General features: G+C 66.8%; 26 protein-coding genes. 7 read left to right on the top strand and 19 right to left on the bottom strand.

Annotated elements, in window-relative coordinates; all coding sequences use genetic code 11:
• The first annotated feature begins 91 nt into the window (after positions 1-91).
• From Q0833_RS04210 to Q0833_RS04190, 5 genes are all read left to right on the top strand, one after another.
• On the top strand, positions 92-1,015 hold the full coding sequence (locus tag Q0833_RS04210) for an ABC transporter permease (protein WP_298434967.1): 924 nt from the start codon (positions 92-94) through the stop codon (positions 1,013-1,015).
• Positions 1,012-1,923, top strand: coding sequence for an ABC transporter permease (locus Q0833_RS04205; RefSeq protein WP_298430579.1), 912 nt, complete (start codon positions 1,012-1,014; stop codon positions 1,921-1,923). The genes Q0833_RS04210 and Q0833_RS04205 overlap by 4 nt, the downstream gene beginning before the upstream one ends.
• Positions 1,924-1,971: 48 nt before the next feature.
• Positions 1,972-2,967 carry an ABC transporter substrate-binding protein gene (locus Q0833_RS04200; RefSeq protein WP_298430577.1) on the top strand — a complete coding sequence of 332 codons (996 nt, stop codon included), beginning with the start codon at positions 1,972-1,974 and terminating at the stop codon, positions 2,965-2,967.
• A gap of 232 nt (positions 2,968-3,199) precedes the next feature.
• Positions 3,200-3,529 (top strand): hypothetical protein, encoded by a 330-nt coding sequence (locus Q0833_RS04195; protein WP_298430575.1) that lies wholly within the window; start codon positions 3,200-3,202, stop codon positions 3,527-3,529.
• A gap of 176 nt (positions 3,530-3,705) precedes the next feature.
• Complete coding sequence (locus tag Q0833_RS04190) at positions 3,706-4,926, top strand: hypothetical protein (RefSeq protein WP_298430573.1); 1,221 nt, start codon at positions 3,706-3,708, stop codon at positions 4,924-4,926.
• 16 nt (positions 4,927-4,942) lie between these two features.
• Here Q0833_RS04190 and phaR read toward each other — a convergent pair whose 3' ends face one another.
• The 3 genes from phaR to phaC all read right to left on the bottom strand — a co-directional run bounded on the left by phaR (position 4,943) and on the right by phaC (position 8,293).
• Positions 4,943-5,521 carry a polyhydroxyalkanoate synthesis repressor PhaR gene (phaR, locus tag Q0833_RS04185; RefSeq protein ID WP_298430571.1) on the bottom strand — a complete coding sequence of 193 codons (579 nt, stop codon included), beginning with the start codon at positions 5,519-5,521 and terminating at the stop codon, positions 4,943-4,945.
• 172 nt (positions 5,522-5,693) lie between these two features.
• Positions 5,694-6,137, bottom strand: coding sequence for a phasin, PhaP (locus Q0833_RS04180; protein WP_298430569.1), 444 nt, complete (start codon positions 6,135-6,137; stop codon positions 5,694-5,696).
• A gap of 326 nt (positions 6,138-6,463) precedes the next feature.
• A complete protein-coding gene (gene phaC / locus Q0833_RS04175) occupies positions 6,464-8,293 on the bottom strand; it encodes a class I poly(R)-hydroxyalkanoic acid synthase (protein ID WP_298430567.1) in 1,830 nt (609 codons plus the stop codon).
• Positions 8,294-8,413: 120 nt separating this feature from the next.
• Here phaC and phaZ point away from each other — a divergent pair, with 120 nt between their 5' ends.
• Positions 8,414-9,730, top strand: coding sequence for a polyhydroxyalkanoate depolymerase (gene phaZ / locus Q0833_RS04170; protein WP_298430565.1), 1,317 nt, complete (start codon positions 8,414-8,416; stop codon positions 9,728-9,730).
• A complete protein-coding gene (locus tag Q0833_RS04165; RefSeq protein WP_298430563.1) occupies positions 9,730-10,308 on the top strand; it encodes a DUF6151 family protein in 579 nt (192 codons plus the stop codon). The genes phaZ and Q0833_RS04165 overlap by 1 nt, the downstream gene beginning before the upstream one ends.
• Before the next feature lie 176 nt (positions 10,309-10,484).
• On the opposite strand, the gene Q0833_RS04160 is transcribed toward Q0833_RS04165, so the two are convergent.
• The 16 genes from Q0833_RS04160 to secY form a co-directional block, all read right to left on the bottom strand.
• Positions 10,485-11,264, bottom strand: a complete 780-nt coding sequence (locus Q0833_RS04160) for an amino acid ABC transporter ATP-binding protein (RefSeq protein ID WP_298430562.1) — start codon at positions 11,262-11,264, stop codon at positions 10,485-10,487.
• A 9-nt stretch (positions 11,265-11,273) separates the two neighbouring features.
• Entirely contained in the window at positions 11,274-12,569 is a 1,296-nt protein-coding gene (locus Q0833_RS04155; protein WP_298430560.1) for an amino acid ABC transporter permease, read from the bottom strand.
• Between the two features lies 1 nt (position 12,570).
• Positions 12,571-13,800, bottom strand: a complete 1,230-nt coding sequence (locus Q0833_RS04150) for an ABC transporter permease subunit (protein WP_298430558.1) — start codon at positions 13,798-13,800, stop codon at positions 12,571-12,573.
• 146 nt (positions 13,801-13,946) lie between these two features.
• Positions 13,947-14,966: an amino acid ABC transporter substrate-binding protein gene (locus tag Q0833_RS04145; protein WP_298430556.1), complete on the bottom strand. Its 1,020-nt coding sequence runs from the start codon at positions 14,964-14,966 to the stop codon at positions 13,947-13,949.
• Between the two features lie 276 nt (positions 14,967-15,242).
• Positions 15,243-15,953 (bottom strand): ATP12 family chaperone protein, encoded by a 711-nt coding sequence (locus Q0833_RS04140; protein WP_298430554.1) that lies wholly within the window; start codon positions 15,951-15,953, stop codon positions 15,243-15,245.
• A 12-nt stretch (positions 15,954-15,965) separates the two neighbouring features.
• A complete protein-coding gene (locus Q0833_RS04135) occupies positions 15,966-17,000 on the bottom strand; it encodes an RluA family pseudouridine synthase (RefSeq protein WP_298430552.1) in 1,035 nt (344 codons plus the stop codon).
• Positions 16,997-17,362 (bottom strand): fluoride efflux transporter CrcB, encoded by a 366-nt coding sequence (gene crcB, locus Q0833_RS04130; RefSeq protein ID WP_298430549.1) that lies wholly within the window; start codon positions 17,360-17,362, stop codon positions 16,997-16,999. The genes Q0833_RS04135 and crcB overlap by 4 nt, the downstream gene beginning before the upstream one ends.
• 31 nt (positions 17,363-17,393) lie before the next feature.
• Positions 17,394-18,713, bottom strand: coding sequence for a replication-associated recombination protein A (locus tag Q0833_RS04125; protein WP_298430547.1), 1,320 nt, complete (start codon positions 18,711-18,713; stop codon positions 17,394-17,396).
• A gap of 56 nt (positions 18,714-18,769) precedes the next feature.
• Complete coding sequence (locus Q0833_RS04120; RefSeq protein ID WP_298430546.1) at positions 18,770-19,357, bottom strand: acyl-homoserine-lactone synthase; 588 nt, start codon at positions 19,355-19,357, stop codon at positions 18,770-18,772.
• 80 nt (positions 19,358-19,437) lie between these two features.
• Positions 19,438-20,052: an autoinducer binding domain-containing protein gene (locus tag Q0833_RS04115; protein WP_298430544.1), complete on the bottom strand. Its 615-nt coding sequence runs from the start codon at positions 20,050-20,052 to the stop codon at positions 19,438-19,440.
• A 217-nt stretch (positions 20,053-20,269) separates the two neighbouring features.
• A complete protein-coding gene (rplQ, locus tag Q0833_RS04110; RefSeq protein WP_298430542.1) occupies positions 20,270-20,689 on the bottom strand; it encodes a 50S ribosomal protein L17 in 420 nt (139 codons plus the stop codon).
• 131 nt (positions 20,690-20,820) lie between these two features.
• Positions 20,821-21,837, bottom strand: a complete 1,017-nt coding sequence (locus tag Q0833_RS04105; RefSeq protein ID WP_298430540.1) for a DNA-directed RNA polymerase subunit alpha — start codon at positions 21,835-21,837, stop codon at positions 20,821-20,823.
• Between the two features lie 115 nt (positions 21,838-21,952).
• Positions 21,953-22,345 (bottom strand): 30S ribosomal protein S11, encoded by a 393-nt coding sequence (rpsK, locus tag Q0833_RS04100; protein WP_298430538.1) that lies wholly within the window; start codon positions 22,343-22,345, stop codon positions 21,953-21,955.
• A gap of 11 nt (positions 22,346-22,356) precedes the next feature.
• Positions 22,357-22,725 carry a 30S ribosomal protein S13 gene (rpsM, locus tag Q0833_RS04095; protein ID WP_298434964.1) on the bottom strand — a complete coding sequence of 123 codons (369 nt, stop codon included), beginning with the start codon at positions 22,723-22,725 and terminating at the stop codon, positions 22,357-22,359.
• A 167-nt stretch (positions 22,726-22,892) separates the two neighbouring features.
• A complete protein-coding gene (locus tag Q0833_RS04090) occupies positions 22,893-23,543 on the bottom strand; it encodes an adenylate kinase (protein WP_298430536.1) in 651 nt (216 codons plus the stop codon).
• Entirely contained in the window at positions 23,540-24,898 is a 1,359-nt protein-coding gene (gene secY / locus Q0833_RS04085) for a preprotein translocase subunit SecY (protein WP_298430534.1), read from the bottom strand. Before secY ends, Q0833_RS04090 begins: the two co-directional genes overlap by 4 nt.
• Positions 24,899-24,941: the final 43 nt, after the last annotated feature.

The raw sequence follows: 24,941 nt of genomic DNA, 5'->3' as shown, positions 1-24,941 counted from the left end.
CACAGGAGCGTCCCGCATGACCGACGCGCCCCTTTCCGCGCCCGGCGCCGCCATCGGCCGGTCGGGCCGCGTGGCGCTGATCGTGCGGCGCATGGCCCATGGCACCCTGCCCGTCCTCGTGGTGATCGCAGCGCTTCTCGCGCTCTGGTACGCGGCCTGCATCCCGATGAACGCCCAGCAATCCGCCCTCGAGGCCGAGCGGGCGGGGATCGCCGTCTCGCCCGCCACCGCGGCCGAGCGCCGCGACATGGCGGGTCTCGCCATCGCGCTGGCCAATCCGGGGCCCGCGACCGCCCGCGCCTTCGCGCAGGAACGGCCCCGCCTGCCCGCCCCGCACCAGGTCGTCACCGAACTCTGGAACACGACCGTCGGACAGGAAATCACGTCGCGGCGCAGCCTCGTCTTCCATGCTGGCATCACGCTCGGGCCGACGCTCCTGGGCTTCGCCATCGGCTCGCTCGCGGGAATTTTCCTGGCCATCGGCATCGTCCACAGCCGCGTCATGGATGTCAGCGTGATGCCTTGGGCCATCGCGTCCCAGACGATCCCGATACTCGCCATCGCGCCGATGATCATCGTGGTGCTGAATTCCATCGGCATCCAGGGGCTGATCCCGAAGGCCATCATCTCGGCCTACCTGTCGTTCTTTCCGGTCACCGTCGGCATGGTGAAGGGCCTCCGCGCGCCTTCGGCTGCCGATCTCGACCTGATGCGGACATGGAACGCGGGGGCCGGGCGCACGCTTCTGTCGCTCCGCCTGCCGACCTCGCTTCCCTATCTCTTCGCCTCGCTCAAGATCGCCGTCGCCGCGGCCCTCGTGGGCGCGATCATCGGCGAGCTGCCGACCGGAGCCGTGCGCGGCCTCGGCGCGCGGCTTCTGGCCGGTAGCTACTATGGCCAGACGGTCCAGATCTGGTCGGCCCTCTTCGGCGCGGCGATCGTCGCCGCCCTTCTCGTGATGCTGATCGCGGGGATCGAGCGACTGACGCTCCGCCGCATGGGCATCGCGCGATGAGCCTCGCCACCTTCCCCCGCGGGCCCTCTGCCCTCCTCATTCTCGCCGGGCTGGCGCTCCTTGTGGACCTCCGGGTCTCCGTCCTGCTGGCACTCTGGGCGCTCTTCTGGGCGGCCAACGTGGCCCTCGTGCGCCATGGCGGCCGCGCGGCCGACCTCGTGGCGCCCGTCCTCTTCGGCGTCACGCTTCTCGTCCTCTGGGAGGCGACGGTCCGCCTCTTCGACGTGCCGACGGTCATCCTGCCCGCGCCCAGCCTCATCGCGGGTGCCATCGCCGCGAACCTGCCGATCCTCTGGGCCGATTTCGTGCAGACCGTCCTCAAGGGCGCGCTGACCGGCTGGCTGATCGGTTGCGGCGCGGCCATCGGCGCGGCGCTTCTCGTGGCGCGCTCGGACCTGCTGCGCCGCGGCCTCCTGCCGGTGGGCAACTTCGTCGCCGCGCTTCCCATCGTCGGAACCGCGCCGATCCTCGTGATGTGGTTCGGCTTCGGCTGGGAATCGAAGGCGGCGGTCGTCGTGGTGATGGTGTTCTTCCCTGTCCTCGTGAACACGGTCGCGGGCCTCTCGGACAACTCGGCCATGCAGCGCGACCTGATGCGCACCTATGGTGCGACGCCGGGCCAGACGCTGCGCCACCTGCGCCTGCAATCGGCCCTGCCCTTCATCTTCAACGGCCTCAAGATCGCGACCACCCTCGCCCTGATCGGCGCCATCGTCGCGGAATTCTTCGGCAGTCCGACCGTCGGCATGGGCTTCCGCATCTCGACCGAGGTCGGTCGCTTGAACCTTCCGATGGTCTGGGCCTCCATCACCGTCGCGGCGCTGGTCGGAAGCCTCAGCTACGGCCTCATCGCCATGTTGGAAAAACGGATGACCTTCTGGCATCCTTCGCAGAGATCCCGTCGCTAAAGGCGGGCCGGGCGGGACACCCCCGCCTGATAACAGGGAGACGACGACTTGAAACATCTCATCGCTTCGGCCGCCATCGTATGCGCGGCCACCGGCGCGGCCTTCGCCGACGCCCATGCCGACAACACGGTCACGCTGCAGCTGCAATGGGTCACGCAGGCCCAGTTCGCGGGCTACTACGTGGCACTCGACAAGGGCTTCTACGAAGAGGAAGGGCTCGACGTCACGATCCTTCCGGGTGGCCCCGACATCGCCCCGCCGCAGGTCCTCGCCGGCGGCGGCGCGGACGCCATGCTCAACTGGATGCCCTCGGCGCTTTCGGCACGCGAAAAGGGTCTGCCGGTCGTCAACATTGCCCAGCCCTTCAAGACGAGCGGCCTGATGCTGACCTGCTGGAAGGACACGGGCATCGAAGGCCCTCAGGACTTCCGCGGCAAGACCATCGGCGTCTGGTTCTTCGGCAACGAGTTCCCGTTCCTCAGCTGGATGTCGCAGGAAGGCATCCCGACCGAGGGCGGCGATGACGGCGTCACCGTCCTCAAGCAGGGCTTCAACGTCGATCCCCTGCTCCAGCGTCAAGCCGACTGCATCTCGACCATGACCTACAACGAATACGGCCAGGTCCTCGATGCCGGCATCTCCGAAGACGAGCTCGTGACCTTCAAATACGAGGACATGGGCGTCGCGACCCTCGAGGACGGCATCTACGTGCTGGAAGAGAACCTCGAGGACCCGGCCTTCGTCGAGAAGATGACCAAGTTCGTGCGCGCCTCGATGAAGGGCTGGAAATACGCCGAGGAGAACCCCGAGGAGGCCGCGGGCATCGTGCTCGACAACGACGAGACGGGCGCCCAGTCCGAAGCCCACCAGCTTCGCATGATGGGCGAGATCGCCAAGCTCACCGCCGGCTCGAACGGCGCGCTCGACGAGGCCGATTTTCAGCGCACCGTCGACACCTTGCTGGCCGGCGGCTCCGACCCGGTCATCACCGCCCAGCCCGAGGGCGCGTGGACCAGCGTGATCACCGACGCCGCGCTGGAGTGAACCGCGACGCTCGCGATATCGGACGGGGGCGGCCTGCGGGTCGCCCCTTTTCATGTGAACCACACGTGCGACGGATGACGATGATCCTCGACCCGTCCCCCACACGCCGCCGTTCCGATCCGACCGTCGGATCGTACGCCGCCGCGCGGCGCGGGAATGCGCCGTGAACGGGCTCTTGGAATGGCTGCGGGGCCTGACCGGTCGAGCGCCGCTCGATCCGCGCCTCCGTCGCATGACGGACACGCCACGCAATGAGTACATCTTCTTCGAAGTCCCGCCCGGCGAGACGCCCCGCGACGCGTTCACCAAGCTGACGACGACAAGCGATCCGATCCATGCGCGCGAGGGCGGGGCGTCGGAGCATGGCTGCTCGGTCGAGACACCGGACGGCGTCGTCTATCACTGTCTCGTGACCAATCTAGATGTCGACGGTTGGCGGAAGGATATCGCCGCCGGGGCGCGACACCATGGCTGGTCGCTTGCGAAGATCGCGGGCCGCCGCTTCACTGTTGATGACGGTCGCACCTATCCCCTGACCGATTGCCGGATCGCGTTCTTCTAGCGGCGGGCGCCTGCCTAGGTTCGCGCCCCCCGGCCATGACCCTGACGATCGCCGACAAGGCCAACACATCATGCCCCACCGGTCCGGTCCCGGTCGACGCGCCTCGGCCCACTGGACCGCACCCCGGCCCGGGCCTAGGCTCGGCCCACAGCCCCAATCACCGCCGGAGACACCTGATGCCCCGCCTCGCCGCCGCCCTTCTCCTTGCCGCCGCCCTGCCCGCGCAGGCGCAGGAGGCGCCGATCTGCGGCGGGATCAGCCTCGTGGGGGAATGGCTCGGCGGCACCGCAGACGGCTCCGACATCGCCACCGCCGACGCGCCCTTCGATGGCAGCGGCGCGGTTCCCATCGCGGGCCATCTCGTGCGCATGTTCACCCTGTCGGCTCCCGCGGAGATCCGGGTCGAGGTCGCCGCCCGCCCCGAAGGTGATCCGTACGTGACCGTGTTCGACGCCGCCGGGACGCAGGTCGGCGAGGATGACGACGGCGGCGGCGACTTCGCCGCGCGGGCCGAGATGTCGCTGGAGCCGGGGTCCTATTGCCTCGCCGCCCGGAGCTACGAATCCGGCGTGACCGAGGTCGATCTCCGGGTCGGACGCGCCGACCAGGCGGCCATGACCGCTCCGGCCGAGACGACCCCGGCCTATCAGGGCGAGGCGTCGGGCGGCTGCGGTGCGCCCGACATCGCCGTACTGGCCGAAAGGATCACCGCCGCCGATCTCGCCGACGGGCTGTCGGCGGGCGGGCCGACGGGCGTGACCCCGGCCTGGGCGCTGTCGCTGGCCGAGCCGCTCTCGCTGACGCTGACCGGGGTGAGCGAGACGGGCGATCCGGTGCTGCGGCTGCGCGACGGGACGGGCCGGCTTCTGGCCGAGAACGACGATGCCGATGGGCTCAACAGCCGGATCGACATGACGGACCCGCTGCCGCCGGGCGAATACTGCCTCGAGGTGGAGGACCTGAACGGCTCGGAAAACGACGTGTTCGTCGAGATCCTGTCCTTCGATCCCGATGCCGAGCGGCGGCGCGAGATCGCGGCGGGCAACATGGCCCCCGGCCCCTCGGACGACACGCCGATCCGCGAGATCGGTATCTTGGAGACCGTACTCGTGACCGAGGCGCAGGCGACCACGGAGGCCGTCTGGTTCAGCCTGAATGTGGCGCAGGGCGGGCTGGTGCTGATCGAGGCACTGGGCAACGGGCTCGACCCGGCGGTCAGCCTCTTCGACCGGGCGGGCCGCGACATGGGGCGCAACGATGACGGGCCGAACGGGCTCGACGCGCAGCTCGTCACCAAGCTCTTTCCCGGCGAGTACCTTCTCGCGCTGCGGATGGTCGGCGACGGCCAGAGCGGCCCCGTGCGCATCGTGATGGAGCGCTACGTCCCCGCGCAGTAGGCCGCCGCGTCCCGGCCTACTTGTTCATCTTCGACAGCATCGCCTGCATCTCGGCCAGCTGCTTGCGGATCGCGTCGAGCTCTTCCTTCGATTGCGGTGCCGCGTCGCTGCCCTCGGCGGGCAGCTCGCCGGGTGCTGCGCCGCCCTCGACCGGGGCGGTCCAACCGCCGGTCATCGCCTTGAAGAACGCCTTCTGCTGCTCCTGCATGGCCTTGAAGCCAGGCATCTGCGCGATCGGATTTATCGCCGTCATGTTCTCGAGCATCTTCGACTGGCCCGAGCGCAGCATCTCGAAGCTGGAGGCGAGGAAGTCGGGCACCACCGATTGCGCCGCCCCGGTATAGGAGCGGACGAGGTCGGTCAGCACGCCCAGCGGCAGCACGCTGTCGCCCTTGGACTCGTGCTCGGCAATGATCTGGAGGAGGTAGGATCGCGTCAGGTCGTCGCCCGACTTGAGGTCCACGATCTGCACCTCGCGCCCCGCGCGGATGAAGCCCGCGATGTCCTCGAGCGTGACGTAGTCGCTGGTCTCGGTGTTGTAGAGCCGTCGGCTCGCGTAGCGCTTGATGAGCAGCGGCTTCGTGTCATCCGACATCGCTCGACCTCCGTTGGGTGCAGTGCAGCGTAGCGGTTCCGCAGCGCAGCGCAAACGAAAAGGTCCGACCCGGACCTTGCCGCTTCGTAAGGCGGAGGGCTCCATGATGCGGACGCAGAAAGGGCGGGCCCTCGCGGACCCGCCCCTCACGGTCGTTCGACCGGCGACGTCCTTACTTGGACGCGGCCTTCTTCGTGGCCGAGGTGGCCTGCGCGGTCGCCTTCTTGACGGCCACGGTGGCGTCTTCCTGGGCTTCCTTGCCGGCGGCCATCATCAGCTCGACGGTGTCCATCTGGACCTTCTTGGCGATCTCGGCGAAGGCGGCCATGTTCTCGGCAGCCACTTCGGCGGAGGCCGAAGCGAAATCGGTGAAGGACTTGGCGTAGTCGGCCGGCTCGTCCTTGACGGTGGCGACGGGCGCCATCTTGTTCAGGGTCTCGCGGGTCCACTTGTGGCTGATCTCGGCCGACTGCTCGGCGGCGTTCAGGGCCACGGCGGACATCTTCTCGGCGAAGGCGGCCTGCGTCTTGAAGGCTTCGGTCATCGCACCGGTGTCAACCGGCATCATGCCCATCATGTCGGACATGTACTTGGTGAAATCTTGCGTCTTGGTCATCATGTGGTTCTCCTCGCGTGTCTCTGGCGCCAGCGACCGATCTTCGAACCGGTCCATGCTGCGTCTGCGAAAGGATATACATGCTGCATCGCGGCATTGCAAGGGTGGATTGCTGCACTGCAGCATAAAATTTCGGACGTCTTTACCGGACGCCGCCCAGACGCCTGCCTCGCGAGCTGAACGCTTATAAAGCGTTGTCTTTAATAGATTTTTCTTAGGTTTCGAGTCCGGCTGACCGCCCAACGCCAATGCATCCTACCGATCGCCCGACCGAAAAACATCCGCCAAACGAACATCTCGCCACGCGACTCGGCCCGCGCCAGCCCTCAGGCCGCGCGGTCCTTTGACTTCACGTATTGGCCCGGCGCGGCCTCGATCACAGGGTGGTTCGGTCCGCCGGGCTTGCGCGCCGCGACCTTCTTGCCCGAACGCGGCCGCACCCATTCCTCCCAGCGCGGCCACCAGGAGCCTTCGTGGTAGACGGCCTTCTCGAGCCAGTCCTCGGGCGTCTCGGCCTCCAGCCCCTCGTCGTTGATGTAGTGGCCGTATTTCTTCTTCGAGGGCGGGTTCACGATGCCTGCGATATGCCCGCTCTCGGAGAGGATGAACGTCTTGTCGTCCGAGCCCATCTTGTCGACCGTGTGCCACGCGCCCTTCCACTGGGCGATGTGGTCCGTCTCGCAGGCAATCGCGGCCAGCGGCACCGTCACGTCCCCGAGCGTCAGCCCGTCCTCGCCCAGAAGCGAGAAGCCCGTCGTCGCCAGTTCGTTGGCGAGGCAGAGCTTGCGGAGGTATTCGGTGACCATCGGGCCGGGCAGGTTGGTGCCGTCGCCGTTCCAGTAGAGCAGGTCGAAGGCGGGCGGCGCCTCACCCAGCATGTAGGACTTGATCGCGGGTCCGTAGACGAGATCGTTGGACCGCAGGTAGCTGAACGTCCGCCCCATGAAGAACTTGTCGAGATAGCCCTTCTGCTTGCTCTCGCGTTCGATCCCGTCGACGAAATCGTCGTCGAGGAACACGCCCATCTCGCCCGGATCGCTGAAATCCGCGAGCGTCGTGAAGAAGGTCGCGGACGCCACCGAGGTATCGCCCCGCCGCGCCATCAGCGCCAGCGTCGCGGCCAGCGTGGTCCCGGCGATGCAGTAACCGATCGCGTTGACCTGGTCCTGCTTCGTGATCTCGCGGGCGACGTCGATCGCGGTCAGGTAGCCGTCCGTCACGTAGTCCTCGAGGCCCACATCCGCATAGCTCGCATCGGGGTTCACCCAGCTCACCACGAAGAGCGTGTAGCCCTGGTCCACGATCCATTTGATGAGGCTGTTCTGCGGTTTCAGGTCGAGGACGTAGAACTTGTTGATCCAGGGCGGAAACAGAACGATCGGCCGCGCATGGACCTGCTTCGTCGTCGGCGCATACTGGATCAGCTCGAACATCCGGTTGCGGAACACGACCGACCCTTCGGTAGCCGCGATGTTTCCGCCGACCTGGAACGCGTCCGGGTCAGACAGGGTCACCAGCCAGTCGCCGTGATTGGCCTCGATGTCCCGTACGAGGTTTTCCAGCCCCTTCACGAGGCTTTCGCCCTCGGTCTCGACGGCGCGCTGCATCGCCTCGGGGTTGGTCGCGAGGAAGTTGGTCGGCGCGAAGAGATCGACGATCTGCTGGCTGAAGAACTCGACCCGCCGCTTGTCGGCCGCGTCCAGCCCCCCCAGCTCCGATACCGTGTCACGGATGGCCGAGGCGCTAATCTGGTACTGCTGCTTGAGGAAGTTGTAGTAGGGATGTTCGTCCCAGAGCGGGTTGGCGAAGCGGCGGTCCTTCGGCAGGTCGTCCGGCGCCGGGGCGGGCTTGCCCTGGGCCAGCGCGCCCTGCGCCTCCATCGCGTGGCGCAGCGCCTGCCCCCAATAGCCGACCTGCCGTTCGATCAGCTTGCCGGGATTATTGGCCAGCTCGGCCCAGTAGGCCGCCATCGCCTTGGCGTAGAGCTCCGGTCCCGGCCCCTGCAATCCCTGGTCCGAGGATTGCCGCTGCGACAACGCACCGACCAGCCGCTTGGTCAGCTCGTCCATGCGCGCGAGATTGGCGTTCATGCGCTCCAGCGCGCCCCCGTCCGTTTCGTCACGCTTCGTTGCATTCGCACCATCTTCGCTCGTCATCGCTTGCCTTCCGCGTTCATGCTGCACATGCTAACACCGCAAGACCTAGCACGTTGGGTCTGCGGACCCAATGCGGCAGGGTCCAAATCCATGCCGCGCCGTTCTTCGAGGGAATACCCCATGCGCTTCATGGCCGCCTACGACATGATGGAAGCCGCCCGAAACACGAACGCATGGCTGGGGGCCACGGCTCGCACGATGGCCAGCTATCCGGCCTTCGCGCTGATCCCGAACCCCGCCTTCCAGTGGATGGCCGCCTGGGGCGAGGTCACCGAGCGCAGCTTCGAGCGCATGATCGTCAAACCCGACTGGAACATCCCGCCCCTGACCGGCGAAGACGGGCGCGACCACATCGTCGCCGTCGAGACCGAGGTCTCGCGTCCCTTCGGAGACCTGATCCGCTTCAACGTGCAGGGTCGCGCGCCGATGGCCCGCCGCATCATGCTCGTCGCACCGATGTCGGGCCATTACGCCACGCTCCTGCGCAGCACGGTGGTCTCGCTCCTGCCTGACGCGGATGTCTACATCACCGACTGGCACAACGCCCGCGACATCCCCGTCAGCGCCGGCAAGTTCGACGTCGAGGATTACACCCTCTACCTCGTCGATTTCATGAAGGCGCTCGGCCCCGACATCAACGTCATCGCCGTCTGCCAGCCCGCCCCCCTGACCTTGGCCGCGACGGCCCTCTTGGCCGAGCAGGACCCCGACGCCCAGCCCTCGACCCTCACGCTGATCGGTGGTCCCATCGACCCCGATGCCGCCGCCACCGACGTCACCGATTTCGGCCGCCGCGTCACGATGGGCCAGCTCGAGCAGTCGATGGTCCAGCGGGTCGGCTTCAAATATCCGGGCGTCGGGCGGATGGTCTATCCGGGCCTGCTGCAACTCGCGTCCTTCATGTCGATGAACGCCGAGACCCATTCCAAGGCCTTCGCCGACCAGGTGATGAACGTTGCCGAAGGCACGGCCAGCGATCACGACCGGCACAACAAGTTCTACGACGAATACCTCGCCGTGATGGACATGACCGCCGAGTTCTACCTCTCGACGGTCGAGCGCATCTTCAAGGGACTCGAGATCGCGCAGAACCGCTTCACCGTCGACGGCCACCAGGTCGATATCGGCAAGATCACCCGCGTCGCCGTCAAGACGGTCGAGGGTGGCAAGGACGACATCTCGGCCCCCGGCCAATGCGTCGCGGCGCTCGATCTGCTGACCGGCCTGCCCGACGACAAGAAGGCCAGCTATCTGGAGCCCGAGGCCGGGCATTACGGCATCTTCGCGGGCGGCTCGTGGCGGCGGAACATCCGGCCCCTCGTGCTCGACTTCATCGACGCCAATTCCGGCAAGGCCGCGCCCAAGCGCCGCAAGCCGAAGCTGCGCGCGGTCGAGACCGCCGACGTCCCGCCGCCCTCGCCCAACGTCGCGGTCTGATGCCCGATCTCGGCTTCGCCTGTCGCTGCGGCGAACTCCGGGGCGTTGTGGCCGAGGTCTCGCCTGCCGACTACACCCATATCGCGTGCCACTGCGCGGATTGCCGGTCCGCCTACACCCATCTGGGCCTCGCCGATCCCGAGAAGGTCGAGATCCTGCAGACGGCGCAGGACCGCATCCGCATCACCCAGGGCGGCGAGAACCTTCGCATCATGCGCCTGTCGCCCAAGGGCGCGCTCCGCTGGTACGCGACCTGCTGCGACACGCCGCTGTTCTTCACGCCGACCAAGGCGCGCTTCGTGCATGTCGGCGTGAATGCCGACCGGCTGGATGATGCGACCGAGGCGGGCCCCGTCGTGGCCGAGGCCTTCATCCCCGCCCCGGACGGCAAGGCGACGCACAAGGGGATGCCGAAGATGGTCGGCAAGATGCTCGTGCGGATGGCCGCCAAGAACCTGAATGGCCACTGGAAGGACAGCCCGTTCTTCGAGGCCGATGGCACCACGCCGACCGTGACCCCGAAGGTTCTGACGCGCGAGGAGCGGGCCGCCGCGCTGATGGGCGTCGGCCGGACCTGACGCGCGCGGACGGGCGCTTCGCGTCGTTCGGCACCCCGGCGGGCCCAGCGCATCACCCGCGCCCGAAGCCCCTCCCGCAAGCCAGCTCTCCGACCCCCGAACGGCAGCGGGCGCCCCGGTGTCCCGAAGCGCCCGCGCGGTCTGGTCGGCGCCGGGGCGTCCCGGCGGCGTAGGGCTCAGTGCCCGAGGATCTGGCTCAGGAAGAGCTTGGTGCGCTCGTTCTGCGGGTGGTTGAAGAAGGCCTCCGGCTCGTTCTGTTCGACGATCTGGCCTGCATCCATGAAGATGACGCGGTTGGCGACCTGACGGGCGAAGCCCATCTCGTGGGTCACGCAGAGCATGGTCATCCCCTCCTCGGCGAGTTGGATCATGGTGTCCAGCACCTCCTTGATCATCTCGGGATCGAGCGCCGAAGTCGGCTCGTCGAAGAGCATGATGCGCGGCCGCATGCAGAGCGAGCGCGCGATGGCGACCCGCTGCTGCTGGCCCCCCGAAAGCTGGCCGGGATACTTGTCGGCCTGCTCGGGGATCTTGACCTTCTCGAGGAAGTGCATCGCCGTCTCTTCGGCCTCGCGCTTGGGGATCTTGCGAACCCAGATCGGCGCCAGCGTGCAGTTCTCCATGATCGTCAGATGCGGGAACAGGTTGAAGTGCTGAAAGCACATTCCGACCTCGGACCGGATCTTGTCGATATTCTTGAGATCCGACGAGAGCGGCGTGCCGTCGACCACGATCGACCCCTGTTGATGCTCCTCGAGCGCGTTGATGCAACGGATCAGCGTCGACTTGCCCGACCCCGAAGGTCCGCAGATGACGATCCGCTCGCCCCGTTGCACCGTCAGGTCGATGTCGCGCAGCACGTGGAACGAGCCGTACCACTTGTTCATGTTCTGGATATCGATCGCCACCTCGTCGGAGACGGTCATGCCCTGCGGGTTGGTGTCCAATGCAGCCATGTCGGCCTCCTATCGATGATCGGTGCGCAGCTGGCGTTCGAGCCATTGCGAGTATTGCGAGATGCCGTAGCAGACGACGAAGAACAGCACGCAGGCCGCGGCCCAGAGCTCCCAATAGACGCCCGTCCAGTCGGTCGAGCTGAGGATCGGGCCCCGGATCATGCCGACCAGGTCGAACATCGAGATGACCGAGACCAGCGTCGTGTCCTTGAAGAGACCGACCGCGACATTCACGATGCCGGGGATCGAGATCTTAAGCGCCTGCGGCAGGATGATCAGCCGCATCGCCTGCGGATAGTCGAGCCCGAGCGAATCCGCCGCCTCGTACTGCCCCTTCGGCAGGGCGGCGAGACCGCCCCGGATCACCTCGGCGATATAGGCCGAGGAGAAGGCCGTGATCATGATGATCACCCGTACGATCAGGTCGAAGTTCGAGTTCGGCGGCAGGAAGTAGGCCAGCACCACGTTCGCCACGAAGAGCAGCGTGATCAGCGGCACGCCGCGGATGAACTCGATGAAGATGACGCAGAAGCCCTTGACGATGGGCAGGCGCGATTGCCGCCCCAGCGCCAGCACGATCCCGATCGGCAGCGACAGCGACACGCAAACGACGCCGAGGATCATGTTGAGCATGAACCCACCCATCTGGCGCGACGGCACGGCCTCGATCGCCAGGAAGTCGCGTCCGGCGTCGATGACGAAGCCCCCGACCCAGAGCGTCAGGAGGAAGGTCGCCACCCCGGCCAGGAGCCCGAGCACGAAGCCCTGACGCTCGACGCGGGTGAAGATCATGTAGCCCAGCGCGATGCCCAGAGCGACGAAGATCGGCGACAGCGCCGTGCCGCCCCAGATCAGCCAGTAGGCGAGGAACGGGTAGATGGCGGTCGCGATCAGCGTCCAGCGCGGCAGCTTGAAGAACAGGACCGGCGGCACCGCGAGGAACAGGAGTGCGAAGGCCAGAGACGGCCGCCAGCGCAGGTAATCGGGATACTGGAACCCGAACAGAAGCTGCGGCCAGCGCTCGGTGAGGACCGCGAAGCAGCCCCCGCCGCTGCCCTGCAACTGCTCGCGGCAATCGCGGATGTCCTCGCCGGTCCAGGTGCCGTTCACGATCCACGGGACCAGTCCCGACAGAAGGTACCAGACGACCAGGACGCCGAGGATGGTCATGATCGTGTTGAACCAGCCCGAGAAGAGGTTCTCGCGAACCCACTTGACGACCCCGGTCTCGGCCACCGGCGGCGGTGCCGGTGGGATCTCGCTCTCGCGGACGAAGGCGACGGAATGTGCGTGTGCGTCGGACATCTCAGCGCTCCTTCAGGGCCACGGAATTGTTGTACACGTTCATGATCGCCGAGATGGCGAGGCTGAACGTCAGGTAGAACGCCATCAGGAGCAGGATGCATTCCAGCGCCCGGCCCGTCTGGTTCAGCGTGATGCCCCCCAGCGTCCCCGTCAGGTCCATGTACCCCACCGCGATGGCGAGCGACGTGTTCTTGGTGATGTTGAGATATTGCGAGATCAGCGGCGGGATGATGACCCGCAGCGCCTGCGGCAGAACCACCAGTGACATGATCCGGCCGGGACGCAGGCCCAGCGCGGCGGCCGCCTCGGTCTGGCCCTTGGACACCGCGAGGATGCCCGCGCGGACGTTCTCGGCGATGAAGGCGCCCGTATAGATCGACAGCGCGAACCACAGCGCGATCAGCGACGGTCGCAGCAGGAAGCCGCCCTCGAAGCGGAAGCGGCCCATCTCGGGATTCTCCAGGCCGACGGGGAAGCCCAGCACAAGCTGCGCAAGCACGACAGGCAAGATCAGGATGGCGAGCGACGGCAGGAACGTCGGAACTTCGCGGCCATGATCATAGAGTTGCTTGCGCGCGTAGCTGCGCCATCCGAACACGCCGAGGATCGACGCCGCGACGATCGCCGCGATCAGCCAGCCCTGACCGCTGAAGGTCAGGCGCGGAATGAAGACGCCCTGGTTGGTCGCCGCGAACATCCCGAAGAGCAGCGACCGCTCGGGGTCGGAGCCGTCGCGCGGCAGCCGGAAATCGGAGATCGCGGGGAAGGTGTTCGCCGCGACGGTGAAGATGATGATGATCCAGATCAGAACCGGGATGTTGCGGAACATCTCGACATAGACGGCCATCAGCTTGGAGATGATCCAGTTGTTCGACAGGCGCAGCACGCCCGCGATCACGCCGAAGATCGTCGCGGTCACGCAGGCCAGGAGCGCCACGATGATCGTGTTGATCGCGCCGACGATGGTGGCGCGCAGATGCGTCGATTGCGACGTGTACTCGATCGGCTGCTGGTTGATGTCGTATCCGGCCGGGGCCTGGAGGAAGTCGAAGCTGATGCCGACCTGCTGCAGAACGGGATTGTTGATCGCGTTGCGGATCATCCAACCGAAGAACACGAACAGCAGGACCAGGGCGATAAACTGGAACGTGTAGCTCCGGTACCGCGTGTCGTTGATCAGCTGCCCGAAACGGAATCCTTCCGCCTTCGGCGGATCGGTTATCGTCGTCATTGGCTTTCCCCGTGTCCCGGCGGGCACTTGGACCCCTGCGGCCCGTCGGGGTCATATGTCGCCCCGTTTCCCGCACCCGCGGGTTTCTAGTCGTCTGTGGAAGAAGAAAGGGCGCGACCTGCGCCGCGCCCTTTCAGGTCGATGTCTTACCGGAAGGGCGGCGAGTAGATCAGCCCGCCTTCGGTGTATTGGGCGTTCAGGCCGCGGGCCAGGCCGATGGCCGTGGACTCGCCGATATTCGTGTCGAACACCTCGCCGTAGTTGCCGACGGCCGCGATGGCGTTCTTGGCCCATGCGGGGTCGAGGCCGATCATGGCGCCCAGTTCACCCTCGGTGCCCAGGAGACGGTTGATCTCCGGGTTGTCGCCCGGTGCAGCGGCCATGTCCTCGACATTGCCTTGGGTCACGCCCAGCTCTTCGGCCGAGATCAGCGCGTTGAGCGTCCAGCGGACGATGTCCGCCCACTCGCTGTCGCCGTGGCGCACGAGGGGACCGAGCGGCTCCTTGGAGACCACCTCGGGCAGGATCACGCTGTCGTCGGGCGTCTCGAAGCCCGCACGCTGCGCGGCCAGGGCCGAACGGTCGGTGGTGTAGACGTCGCAGGCACCGGCCAGGAACTGCTGCACGGCCTCGGCGCCGGTCTCGATCGGCACGGGCTCGTAGGACATGCCGTTCACGCGGAAGAAGTCCGCGAGGTTCAGCTCGGTCGTGGTGCCGGTCTGGATGCAGACCGTGGCGCCGTCGAGTTCGGTGGCAGACGACACGCCGAGATCGGCGGGGACCATGAAGCCCTGACCGTCATAGTAGTTCACGCCGACGAAATCGAACTTGAGGTCCGTGTCGCGCGAGAAGGTCCAGGTCGTGTTCCGGGCCAGCATGTCGATCTCGCCGGAGGCCAGCGCCGTGAAGCGCGTCTTGCCGGTGGTCGGCACGAAGGTCACGGCGTCCGCGTCCCCGAGGACAGCAGCGGCGACCGCGCGGCACACGGCCACGTCGAAGCCCTGCCACACGCCGTCGGAATCGGGCTCGGCAAAGCCCGGAACGCCGGTGGTGACGCCGCAATTCAGCGTGCCACGGGCCTTGACGTCGTCCAGCGTCGCAGCCGAAGCGGCCACGGACGCCAGGCCGGCAAGGGCCACGGTGCCGAGAAATACGGATTTCTTCATAGGTTCAAACCTCTTCCTGATGGACCGCTGCCGCGACATCGCGCGGAGCGGCACCGGCCCGTGAGAAAGGCCGGCTGAATTTACGTGAGGATGTTCATCCCCCTCACTGCGCGTGAAGAGGCCAGAAGGGGCTGCGAAGGTCAAGGGAGGTTGCCGAGAAATGAGGCAGGCCAATGGTCGCAGAGCGCGGTATTTCCCCTTGAATCGGGCATTCATCGCCCGAAACGGCGCCTCGTTGGGCAGCGGGCGAAACGGGGTGCCATCTGCCGCGCCACGTCAGGTCGCCGCGAGCAGGTCCAGATAGCGGCGCGCCTGCAGGAAGGCGTCGCGCTTGGAGGCGGCAAGCGCCGCGGCCTCGTCGTCGACGCCCCATTGCTCGGCCTGCCAGTCCTCGTCGATGCGAGACCGGCTCCAGAGATCGTCCGCGTCGCGCCCCGCCAGTGCCGCAAGCCCCAGCACGAGGCTTCCCGACAGCGTGACGAACTCGCTCAGCGCGGTCAGCTCCCAGGGCGTGGCCGCGCCCACCGCCGCATGCAGCGCCTCGACCGCATTGGCCGGCTGCGGGACCGGGATCACGCCCTGCGTGACCGCCAGCCGCGCGCCCAGCACCTCGTCGGCCCAGTCCAGCATCGGATCCCACGCCGCCACCTGCCGCGCCACCAGCCCGTCTGGCCCCGCCGCGCGGTAGCACAGAAGATCGCTCTCGCCGTATTCGCCCAGATGCGCGGCGACGGCCCCGGCCTGCGGGACGACTTTGTCCACGGTCGTGTTCACCGCCCGCGTCAGCGGCATCGACAGGGGGGCGATAACCTCGCCCTGCGCCGCCCATTCGGATGCGACACCGGCGGCAAGCATGGGCGATGGCATCACCAGTTCGCGCTTGCCGGGCGACATCACCGGCCGGCCGTCCAGCCGGACCGCGTGCCCGCCCTCGACCCGCTCGACCGCGGCATCGGTCCAGAACCGCTTGGCCTTCCACTCGCTCATCGCGCCGCTCCGTCAGTCCTCGTCCAGGAAGGGATCGACGGGCACGTCGGCCGCATCCCAGCCCAGCATGTTCCAGGTCTGCACCATGTGATCGGACAAGGGCGCTGTCAGGTGCAGCCGCGCGCCGGTGATCGGATGCGTCAGTTGCAGCGACCGCGCGTGGAGATGCAGCTTGCGGCTGATCTCGCCGCCGAGTTGCGCGCCCCAGCCGTCGCCCAGGTTCTCTTGCCCCGAGCCGCCATACTTGCCGTCACCCACGATCGGGTGGCCCAGCTCGGCCATATGCGCCCGAAGCTGGTGCGTCCGCCCCGTCACCGGGACCAGCGCGCACCACGCCGCGCGGCCGCCCAGCGCCTCGAGCACCGCGTAATCGGTCGTTGCGTTCTTGGCGCCCTTCACCTCGCCGACCTCGTCCGGATGGATCGCGCGCATCTTCTCGGACCCGGCGCCCCCGGCCTTCACCAGGCCGTAGCGCACCGTCCCCATCCGGGGATGCGGCACGCCCGCGACGGCCGCCCAGTAGATCTTGCGCGTCTCGCGGTCGCGGAACGCATCCGACAGCGCGGCGGCCGTCATGCGGTTGCGCGCCATGATGAGGATGCCGCTCGTGTCGCGATCCAGCCGGTGAACGAGACGCGGCTGCTCATCCGCGTCGAAGCGCAGCGCGTCGCCCATCCCGTCGATATGCCGGTCGCCCTGCCCCGAGCCGCCCTGGCTGGCCAGCCCCGGCGGCTTGTTCAGCGCCAGCAGATGCTCGTCGCGATAGATCACGCAGGACCGGATCATCTCGGCATCGGCCTCGGCCACCTTCTCGCGACGCGGTGCGGCCGGGGCCTTGCCCTGCGCCAGCGGCGGGACGCGCACCTCCTGCCCTTCCTCGACGCGGGTCGACGCCTTCACGCGGCCGCCATCGACGCGCAGGTCGCCCTTGCGGCACATCTTCTCGACCGCACCCTGCGTCACCTGCGGGAAGCGGCGGCGCAGCCAGCGGTCCAAGCGCTGATCGCCCTCGCCCGCGGCCACGACCACCTTTTGCACACCGCTCATGTCAGTCCCCGCATCATCCAGACCCCCAGCGCCAGCGCGCCGACCGACAGGCCGACCGACGCTGCGACATACCCCGCCGCCTGCGCGACCTCACCCCGCTCGAACAGCGTCACCGTCTCGAGGCTGAACGCCGAGAAGGTCGTGAAGCCGCCCAGCAGTCCCGTCAGCAGGAACGGCTGCCATTCCGTCAGGCCCCGCCGTCCCAGCCACACGACCAGGAGGCCCATCAGGAACGAGCCGACGACGTTCACCGCCAGCACGGCCACGGGAAAGCCGGGGCGCATCAGCTGCGCACCGACGATATACCGGGCGGCAGCGCCGAGCGCGCCGCCCAAGGCGACCTGGATCGTGACGGGGATCATCGCGCGGCTTTCCCGCGCAGCGGCGGCGGTGTCAACCTTTGCCCCGCTTCTTCGCCCGCTGCTCGACGAACCAGTCCAGACGGCGGCCCAGTTCGCGCTCGAAGCCGCGATCGACCGGCACGTAATAGACGGGCCGCTTCATGCCGTCGGGGAAGTAGTTCTGACCCGAGAACCCGTCTGCTTGATCGTGGTCGTAGGCGTAGCCCGAGCCGTAGCCCTCGTCCTTCATCAGCTTGGTCGGCGCGTTCAGGATGTGCTTGGGCGGCGGCTCCGAGCCGGTCTGGCCCGCGCCCTTCATCGCCGCCTTGTAGGCGGCGTAGCCCGCGTTCGATTTCGGCGCGAGTGCCAGGTAGACGACCGCGTTGGCGATCGCGAGTTCGCCCTCGGGACTGCCCAGACGCTCGTAGGTCTCCCAGGCCTGCAGGCAGATCCCCTGCGCCTGCGGATCCGCGAGACCGATATCCTCGACCGCCATCCGCGTCACCCGCCGCGCAAGGAAGCGCGGGTCCTCGCCGCCCTTCAGCATCCGCGCCAACCAGTAGAGCGCGGCGTCCGGGTCCGACCCGCGCACCGATTTGTGCAGCGCCGAGATCAGGTTGTAGTGGCTGTCGCCCGACTTGTCGTATTGTGCCGCCCGCTTCTGGAGCCGCGTGGCCAACATCTCGCGGTCGACGCGGCCGGTCGCCCCCCAACCATGGACCTGCTCGACGAGGTTCAGAAGCGCGCGCCCGTCGCCATCGGCCATCTCCTGCAATGCCTCGCGCGCGGGACCATCGAGCGGCAGCTTGGCGCCCAGCACGGCCTCGGCCCGCTGGGTCAGAAGCTCCATGTCCCGGAGCGTCAGCCGGGTCAGCGTCAGGACCTGCGCCCGGCTCATGACGGCGGCATTCAGCTCGAAGGACGGGTTCTCCGTCGTGGCCCCGACGAGCGTGATCGTCCCGTCCTCCATATACGGCAGGAAGCCGTCCTGCTGGGCCTTGTTGAAGCGGTGGATCTCGTCGACGAAGAGCAGCGTCCCCTGCCCGTTCGCGCGCCGGTTCCGGGCGGTCTCGAACACCTTCCGCAGGTCCGCGACGCCGGTGAAGATGGCGCTGATCTGGACGAAGTGCAGGCCCGTCCGGTCGGCCAGCAGACGCGCGATCGTCGTCTTGCCGACGCCCGGCGGCCCCCAGAGGATCAGGCTCGGGAGCGTGCCGCCGAGCATCGCGGTCAGCGCGCCCGCCTCGCCCAGCAGATGCGCCTGGCCGACCACTTCGTCCAGCGACGCCGGCCGCAGCCGGTCGGCCAGCGGACCGGGGCGCGTATCGGGGGCCGCGGGGCTGGCGGCGGCGGTGTCAAAAAGATCGGCCATGGCCCCGATATAAGCGCGCCGGCCCCGCCCGGAAAGCCATCCCCACGCCGACGCCGTCAGTGCATCCGCATCGCCATCGACGACTGGACGCACACGCACGCGACACCGTCGATATCGCGGACGGGCCCGACGGGCGTCCATTCGAGCCCGAGCTTCCGCGCAAGCCGCTGCGAGGCGACCGGCACGATGGCAAGGATCGCGGCCGCACCCAGTTCGCGCCCGGTGCGGACCATCTCGGCGATGAGCTGGATCTGGACGCGCAGTCGCATCTCGGACGGCACCTCCTTGCTGATGAAGACCCGGCTGCCTTCCCAGACATGTTGGGCCACGGGCGCATCCTCCCACATCAGGTCGCGCGGGATCGTGTCGAGAAGGCCCAGCTGCGCGTCGCGGATCATGTAGGAATAGATCCCGCAGCGATGGGTCGTCGGCGTCAGGCGCACCCCGGCGAGGATGCGACCGTATTCATGGACGGCGACCCAGCGGCTGGCAGGGGTGTCGTATTGATCGAATTCCATGCCGTCGGCCTCGGGCAGATCCCAGCGCGCCTGCTGGATGAAGGTGCGATGACGCGCCCGGAGCAGGTCGGTGAAGAGCGGGCCGTGGGCGTGCAAATTGTCGAAGGAGAGCGTCGTTACTTGCATTTGGGTCAAAGCTTTCTCTGCCAGGTTGTCGTTGACACCAGGGGACCGGGGATACTCGCGATGCAGGATTGGGCCGAGGTCTAGATCAGCCTGTATTCTCTCGCCATTCTTAGTGCCTCAGCCGTGGTGCTTGCGCCCAGTCTATTCCGGGCGGACGAGAGACGCTTGTGCAATGCGTCCTCAGATATTCCGATATCTGCGGCGGCGTCGGCCATGGGCTGCTGGCCGTCCGCGAGGCGAAGCGCCTCGATCATGGCAGGGGTCAGGTCGTCGGCCGGCATCGCCGTCTCGTGAAGCGCCTCGGTTATTTCCTCGACGACGTCGATCTCGGCGTCGGTGAACTCGCGGTCGTCGCGGGCCACGCCGACCAGCGTCCGCGACGTGACCTTGCCGCAGGACGTGGTAGCCCCGTAGGTCAGGCCGTGCGCCTTGGCCTTTTCGAGAATGCCGAACGGATCGGGCAGGGAAATCTCGCTCCAACGGGTGCGGCCGCTATTGGCGATGCCCCAGAAGATCAGCGGATCGCGGAGCTGGTATGAATTGGAATTATAGGCGTCCTGCCAAGCCTGCGGGAACGTGTTCCGGTAGTACATCGGCTGCGCGAACCGGATATGCAGGCCGAGCCCGTAGCCCATCGGAGCCACGGTACTCAGCCGCTGCATCAGGGTCACCATAAGGCGACGTCTCTCGGTCATAATCTCAGGGTCCAGTTGGACGGGACAAGCACGCTGCGCTCACTGCCTTTAAGTGGCCACAATGGTTAACAGAGTGTAAAAGCCGGGCGGCCCGTCGGGCGTTTTCCGACCACACTGACGCAATGTCACAGACGTGGTTGATGTTCCGTTAAACATGAAAAAAGGGCCCCGCCGAATGTCCGGCGGAGCCCTCGAAATTCGTGTCCGTCGGGGGAGGTCAGTCCTCCAGCGCATCCTCGGCTTCGAGCCGGGCGCGGTCGGCGGCGCCCTTGGCGTCCTGGTCGCGCTCGACGAATTCGATGATCGCCATCGGGGCCATGTCGCCATAGCGGAACCCGGCCTTGAGGACGCGGATATAGCCGCCCTGGCGGTCGGCGTAGCGCGGGCCGAGCACGTCCATCAGCTTGGCGACGGCGGCGTCATCATGCAGCCGCGAGGCCAGCAGGCGGCGGGCATGCAGGTCGCCGCGCTTGGCCAGCGTGACCATCTTCTCGACGATCGGGCGCAGTTCCTTGGCCTTGGGCAGCGTCGTCTTGATCTGCTCGTGCTCGATCAGCGAGGCCGACATGTTCTTGAACAGCGACTTGCGGTGTTCGTGGGTCCGATTGAGGCGGCGGTATCCGCGGGCGTGGCGCATGGGAAAATCTCCAGATTTATGCTTTGTCCGACGGTCCTGCGTTGGGACCGTCTCCTTGGTGGGGCATCATTGCCCGGGGTCGTGCGGGAGGCGGGTCCAGCGACCCGCCCAGCCCGGCGTTGCGTTCGGCCTCAGAAGTTGTCTTCGAACTTCTTGGCGAGGTCCTCGATGTTCTCCGGCGGCCAGTCGACGATATCCATCCCGAGATGCAGACCCATGCCCGAGAGCACTTCCTTGATCTCGTTGAGCGACTTGCGGCCGAAGTTCGGGGTGCGGAGCATCTCGGCTTCGGTCTTCTGGATCAGGTCGCCGATATAGACGATGTTGTCGTTCTTCAGGCAGTTGGCCGAGCGGACCGACAGCTCCAGCTCGTCGACCTTCTTGAGAAGAAGCGGGTTGAACTCCAGATCGTCGTCGGCACCGGAATCGCGGGCGGCCTCAGGCTCGTCGAAATTGACGAAGACCTGAAGCTGGTCCTGCAGGATGCGGGCCGCGTAGGCGACCGCGTCGTCAGGGGCCAGCGAGCCGTCGGTGTCGAGCTTCAGCGTCAGCTTGTCGTAGTCGAGAACCTGACCTTCGCGGGTCGGCTGGACCTCATACGACACCTTCTTGACCGGCGAGTAGATCGCGTCGATCGGGATCAGGCCGATCGGCGCGTCCTCGGGCTTGTTCTTGTCGGCCGAGACATAGCCCTTACCGGTGTTGACGGTCAGTTCCATGTAGAGGTCGGCGCCGTCGTCCAGGTGACAGATCACGTGGTCGCGGTTGAGCACCTCGATGCCGTTCGACTCCGAGATGTCGCCGGCGGTGACGACCATCGGGCCCTTGGCCGAGATCGAGACGCGCTTGGGCCCCTCGACTTCCATCTTCAGGCTGACGCCCTTGAGGTTCAGGATGATGTCGGTGACGTCCTCGCGGACACCCGAGACCGAGCTGAACTCGTGCAGGACGTTGTCGATCTGCACCGACGTGATGGCGGCGCCCTGAAGCGACGACATCAAGACGCGGCGCAGCGCGTTGCCGAGCGTCAGGCCGAAGCCCCGCTCGAGCGGTTCGGCCACGACGGTGGCCTGACGGGCGGGGTTGGTCCCCGGACGAACGTCAAGCTGCGCGGGCTTGATCAGCTCTTGCCAATTCTTGTGGATCATGTGGCCCATCCCTCCATTCTCGTCGCGCTCCGGGGCGGTTGAGCGGACACTCGAGGTTAAAACGGCGTGGCAGGGGCCGCGGAACGCAGCCCCTGCCGGGTCGGTTGTCGTGAGGTCAGACGCGGCGACGCTTGGGCGCGCGGCATCCGTTGTGGGCGATGGGCGTCACGTCGCGGATCGCGGTGATCTGCAACCCGACGGCGGCCAGCGCGCGCAGGGCGCTTTCGCGACCCGAACCGGGGCCCTGCACTTCGACCTCGAGGGTCTTCATGCCGTGCTCCTGGGCCTTCTTGCCGGCGTCCTCGGCGGCCATCTGGGCGGCGTAGGGCGTCGACTTGCGCGATCCCTTGAAGCCCATCGTGCCGGCGGACGACCACGAAATGGCGTTGCCCTGCACGTCGGAGATCAGGATCTTGGTGTTGTTGAACGACGAGTTCACATGCGCCACACCGGCGGCGATGTTCTTGCGTTCCTTGCGCTTGGGGGCGCGGCGAGCTTCACGAGCCATCTGTCAGACCCTCACTTCTTCTTGCCGGCAATGGCCTTCGCGGGGCCCTTGCGCGTGCGTGCGTTGGTGTGGGTGCGCTGGCCACGGACCGGCAGGTTGCGACGGTGGCGCAGGCCACGGTAGCAGCCGAGATCCATCAGGCGCTTGACGTTCATCTGCGTCTCGCGGCGCAGGTCGCCTTCGACGGTGACATTGGCGTCGATATACTCGCGGATCGACAGCACTTCGGCATCCGACAGTTCATTGACGCGGCGGGTGCCGTCGATGCCGGTCGCCTCGACGATTTCCTTCGCCTTCGCCGGGCCGATGCCCGTGATATAGGTGAGGGCGATCGGAACCCTCTTCCCCGTGGGGATGTTTACGCCTGCAATACGAGCCAAATGGAGCTTCCTTCTTCGTTGCGGGTCCGTAGTTCCAGACCCTTTTTTCACAACGCCATCCGCATGCGGACGGCCTGAATGTCGGCCGCCGGGATTCGTGGGAACCCCGGCGGAGACTGCGACCTATGGTCTTCTGCCGCGCGCGTCAAGCGCTGCGCGGCGACCTGTCAAGAACTTTCTTCGAGAACGCTTGAGATGGCGCCCGCGACCACGTCGATCTCGCCCAGCCCGTCGACCGACGCCAGCGTGTCCTTGGCCCAGTAATAGCCGATCAGCGGCGAGGTCTGCTTGTAGTAGGCCAGAAGGCGCGTGCGCAGCGATTCCTCGTTGTCGTCGGCGCGGCGCTTGAAGTCGGACGCGCCGCAATTGGAGCACTTGCCATCCGCAGGCTGGGGCTTGGTGACGTCGTTATAGACCTCGCCACAGGCCCCGCAGGTCGAGCGGGCGGTGATCCGGCCCACCAGCGCGTCGTCGTCCACGCGCATCTCGACCACCCGGTCCAGCGTCGCGCCGTGCTTGTCCAGAAGCGCGCCCAGCGCGTCCGCCTGGGGCAGCGTCCGGGGGAAGCCGTCGAAGATGAAGCCGCCCGCGCGGTCGCCTTCCAGCTTCTCTTCGATCAGGCCGATGACGATCTCGTCGGTGACCAGCTCTCCCGCGTCCATAACGGCAGCCACGCGGTTGCCCATCTCGGTGCCCGACGACCGCGCCTCCCGCAACATGTCGCCGGTCGAAAGCTGCACCATGCCCCGTTCCTCCACGAGACGCCGTGCCTGGGTTCCCTTGCCCGCCCCCGGCGGCCCCAGAAGTATGATGTTCATCGGCGTGCGGCTCCCTTCTTGCGTCCACGATTCTTGCCGCGCAGCTGGCTCTTCTCGATCAGCCCCTCGTATTGATGGGCGAGCAGGTGGGATTGCACCTGCTGGATCGTGTCCATGCCCACCGACACGATGATCAGGATAGACGTGCCGCCGAAATAGGCCGTGATCGCGAGTTCCTGGCGCACCATCTCGGGGATGAGACAGACCAGCGCGAGATAGCCCGCCCCGAGCACGAGCACCCGGTTGACCACGTATTCGAGGTATTCCGCCGTCCGCTTGCCGGGCCGGATGCCGGGAATGAAGCCGTTCTGGTTCTTCAGGTTGTCGGCCACGTCGTCGACCTTGAAGGCCACGTTGTGGGTGTAGAAATACGTGAAGAAGATGATCATGCCCGCAAAGAACAGCAGGTAGAGGATCTGGCCGGGGCCGAAATAGGCCAGCAGGGTCGACATGATCGGCCCGGTGTTCTGGCCCGAGAAGGTCGCGATCGTCGTCGGCAGCAGCAGGAGCGACGAGGCGAAGATCGCCGGGATCACGCCCGCCGGGTTCACCTTGATCGGCAGATGGCTCGAGCCGCCGTCATAGACCTTCATGCCCACCTGTCGGCGGGGATACTGGATGTGGATCTTCCTGAGACTGCGCTCCATGAAGACCACGAAGACGAGGGTCGCCAGAAGCATCAGCACGACGCCCAGGATCACCGGCGTCGACAGCGCACCGGTCCGACCGCTCTCGAAGAACTGGGCCAGTGCGGCGGGAAGCTCGGCCACGATGCCGACGAAGATGATGAGCGAGATGCCGTTACCGATGCCGCGCGCGGTGATCTGCTCGCCCAGCCACATCAGGAACATCGTGCCGCCGACCAGCGTCACAACGCAGGCGGCGCGGAAGAACCAGCCCGGATCGGTCACGAGCCCGCCCGATTCCAGCGACACGGCGAGGCCGTAGGCCTGCACGGTGGCAAGCGCCACGGTGCCGTAGCGCGTGTACTGGTTGATCTTCTTGCGACCCTGCTCGCCCTCTTTCTTGAGCTGTTCGAGCTGAGGGACCATCGCCGTCATCAGCTGCACGATGATGCTCGCCGAGATGTAGGGCATGATCCCGAGGGCGAAGACGCCCATGCGCCCGATCGCGCCGCCGGTGAACATGTTGAGCACGCCGCCGAGGCCCGCGCTGGCCTGCTCGACAAAGTCGCGCAGCGCCGTGGCGTCGATGCCGGGGACGGGAATGTATGTGCCGAAACGGTAGATGATCAGCAGGCCGATCGTGAACAGGATGCGCTGGCGAAGCTCTTTGGCCTTGCCGAATGCACCCCAGCTCATGTTCGCGGCCATCTGCTCTGCAGCGGATGCCATGCGGGTCCCTCTTTAGCTGGAACGCCGCCCGACGGGCTCCCCG

The organism is uncultured Jannaschia sp., from assembly GCF_947503795.1.
Classification (GTDB): domain Bacteria; phylum Pseudomonadota; class Alphaproteobacteria; order Rhodobacterales; family Rhodobacteraceae; genus Jannaschia.
Note: the sequence above shows the minus strand (reverse complement) of the source record. Positions and strands in the feature narration are given on the sequence as shown.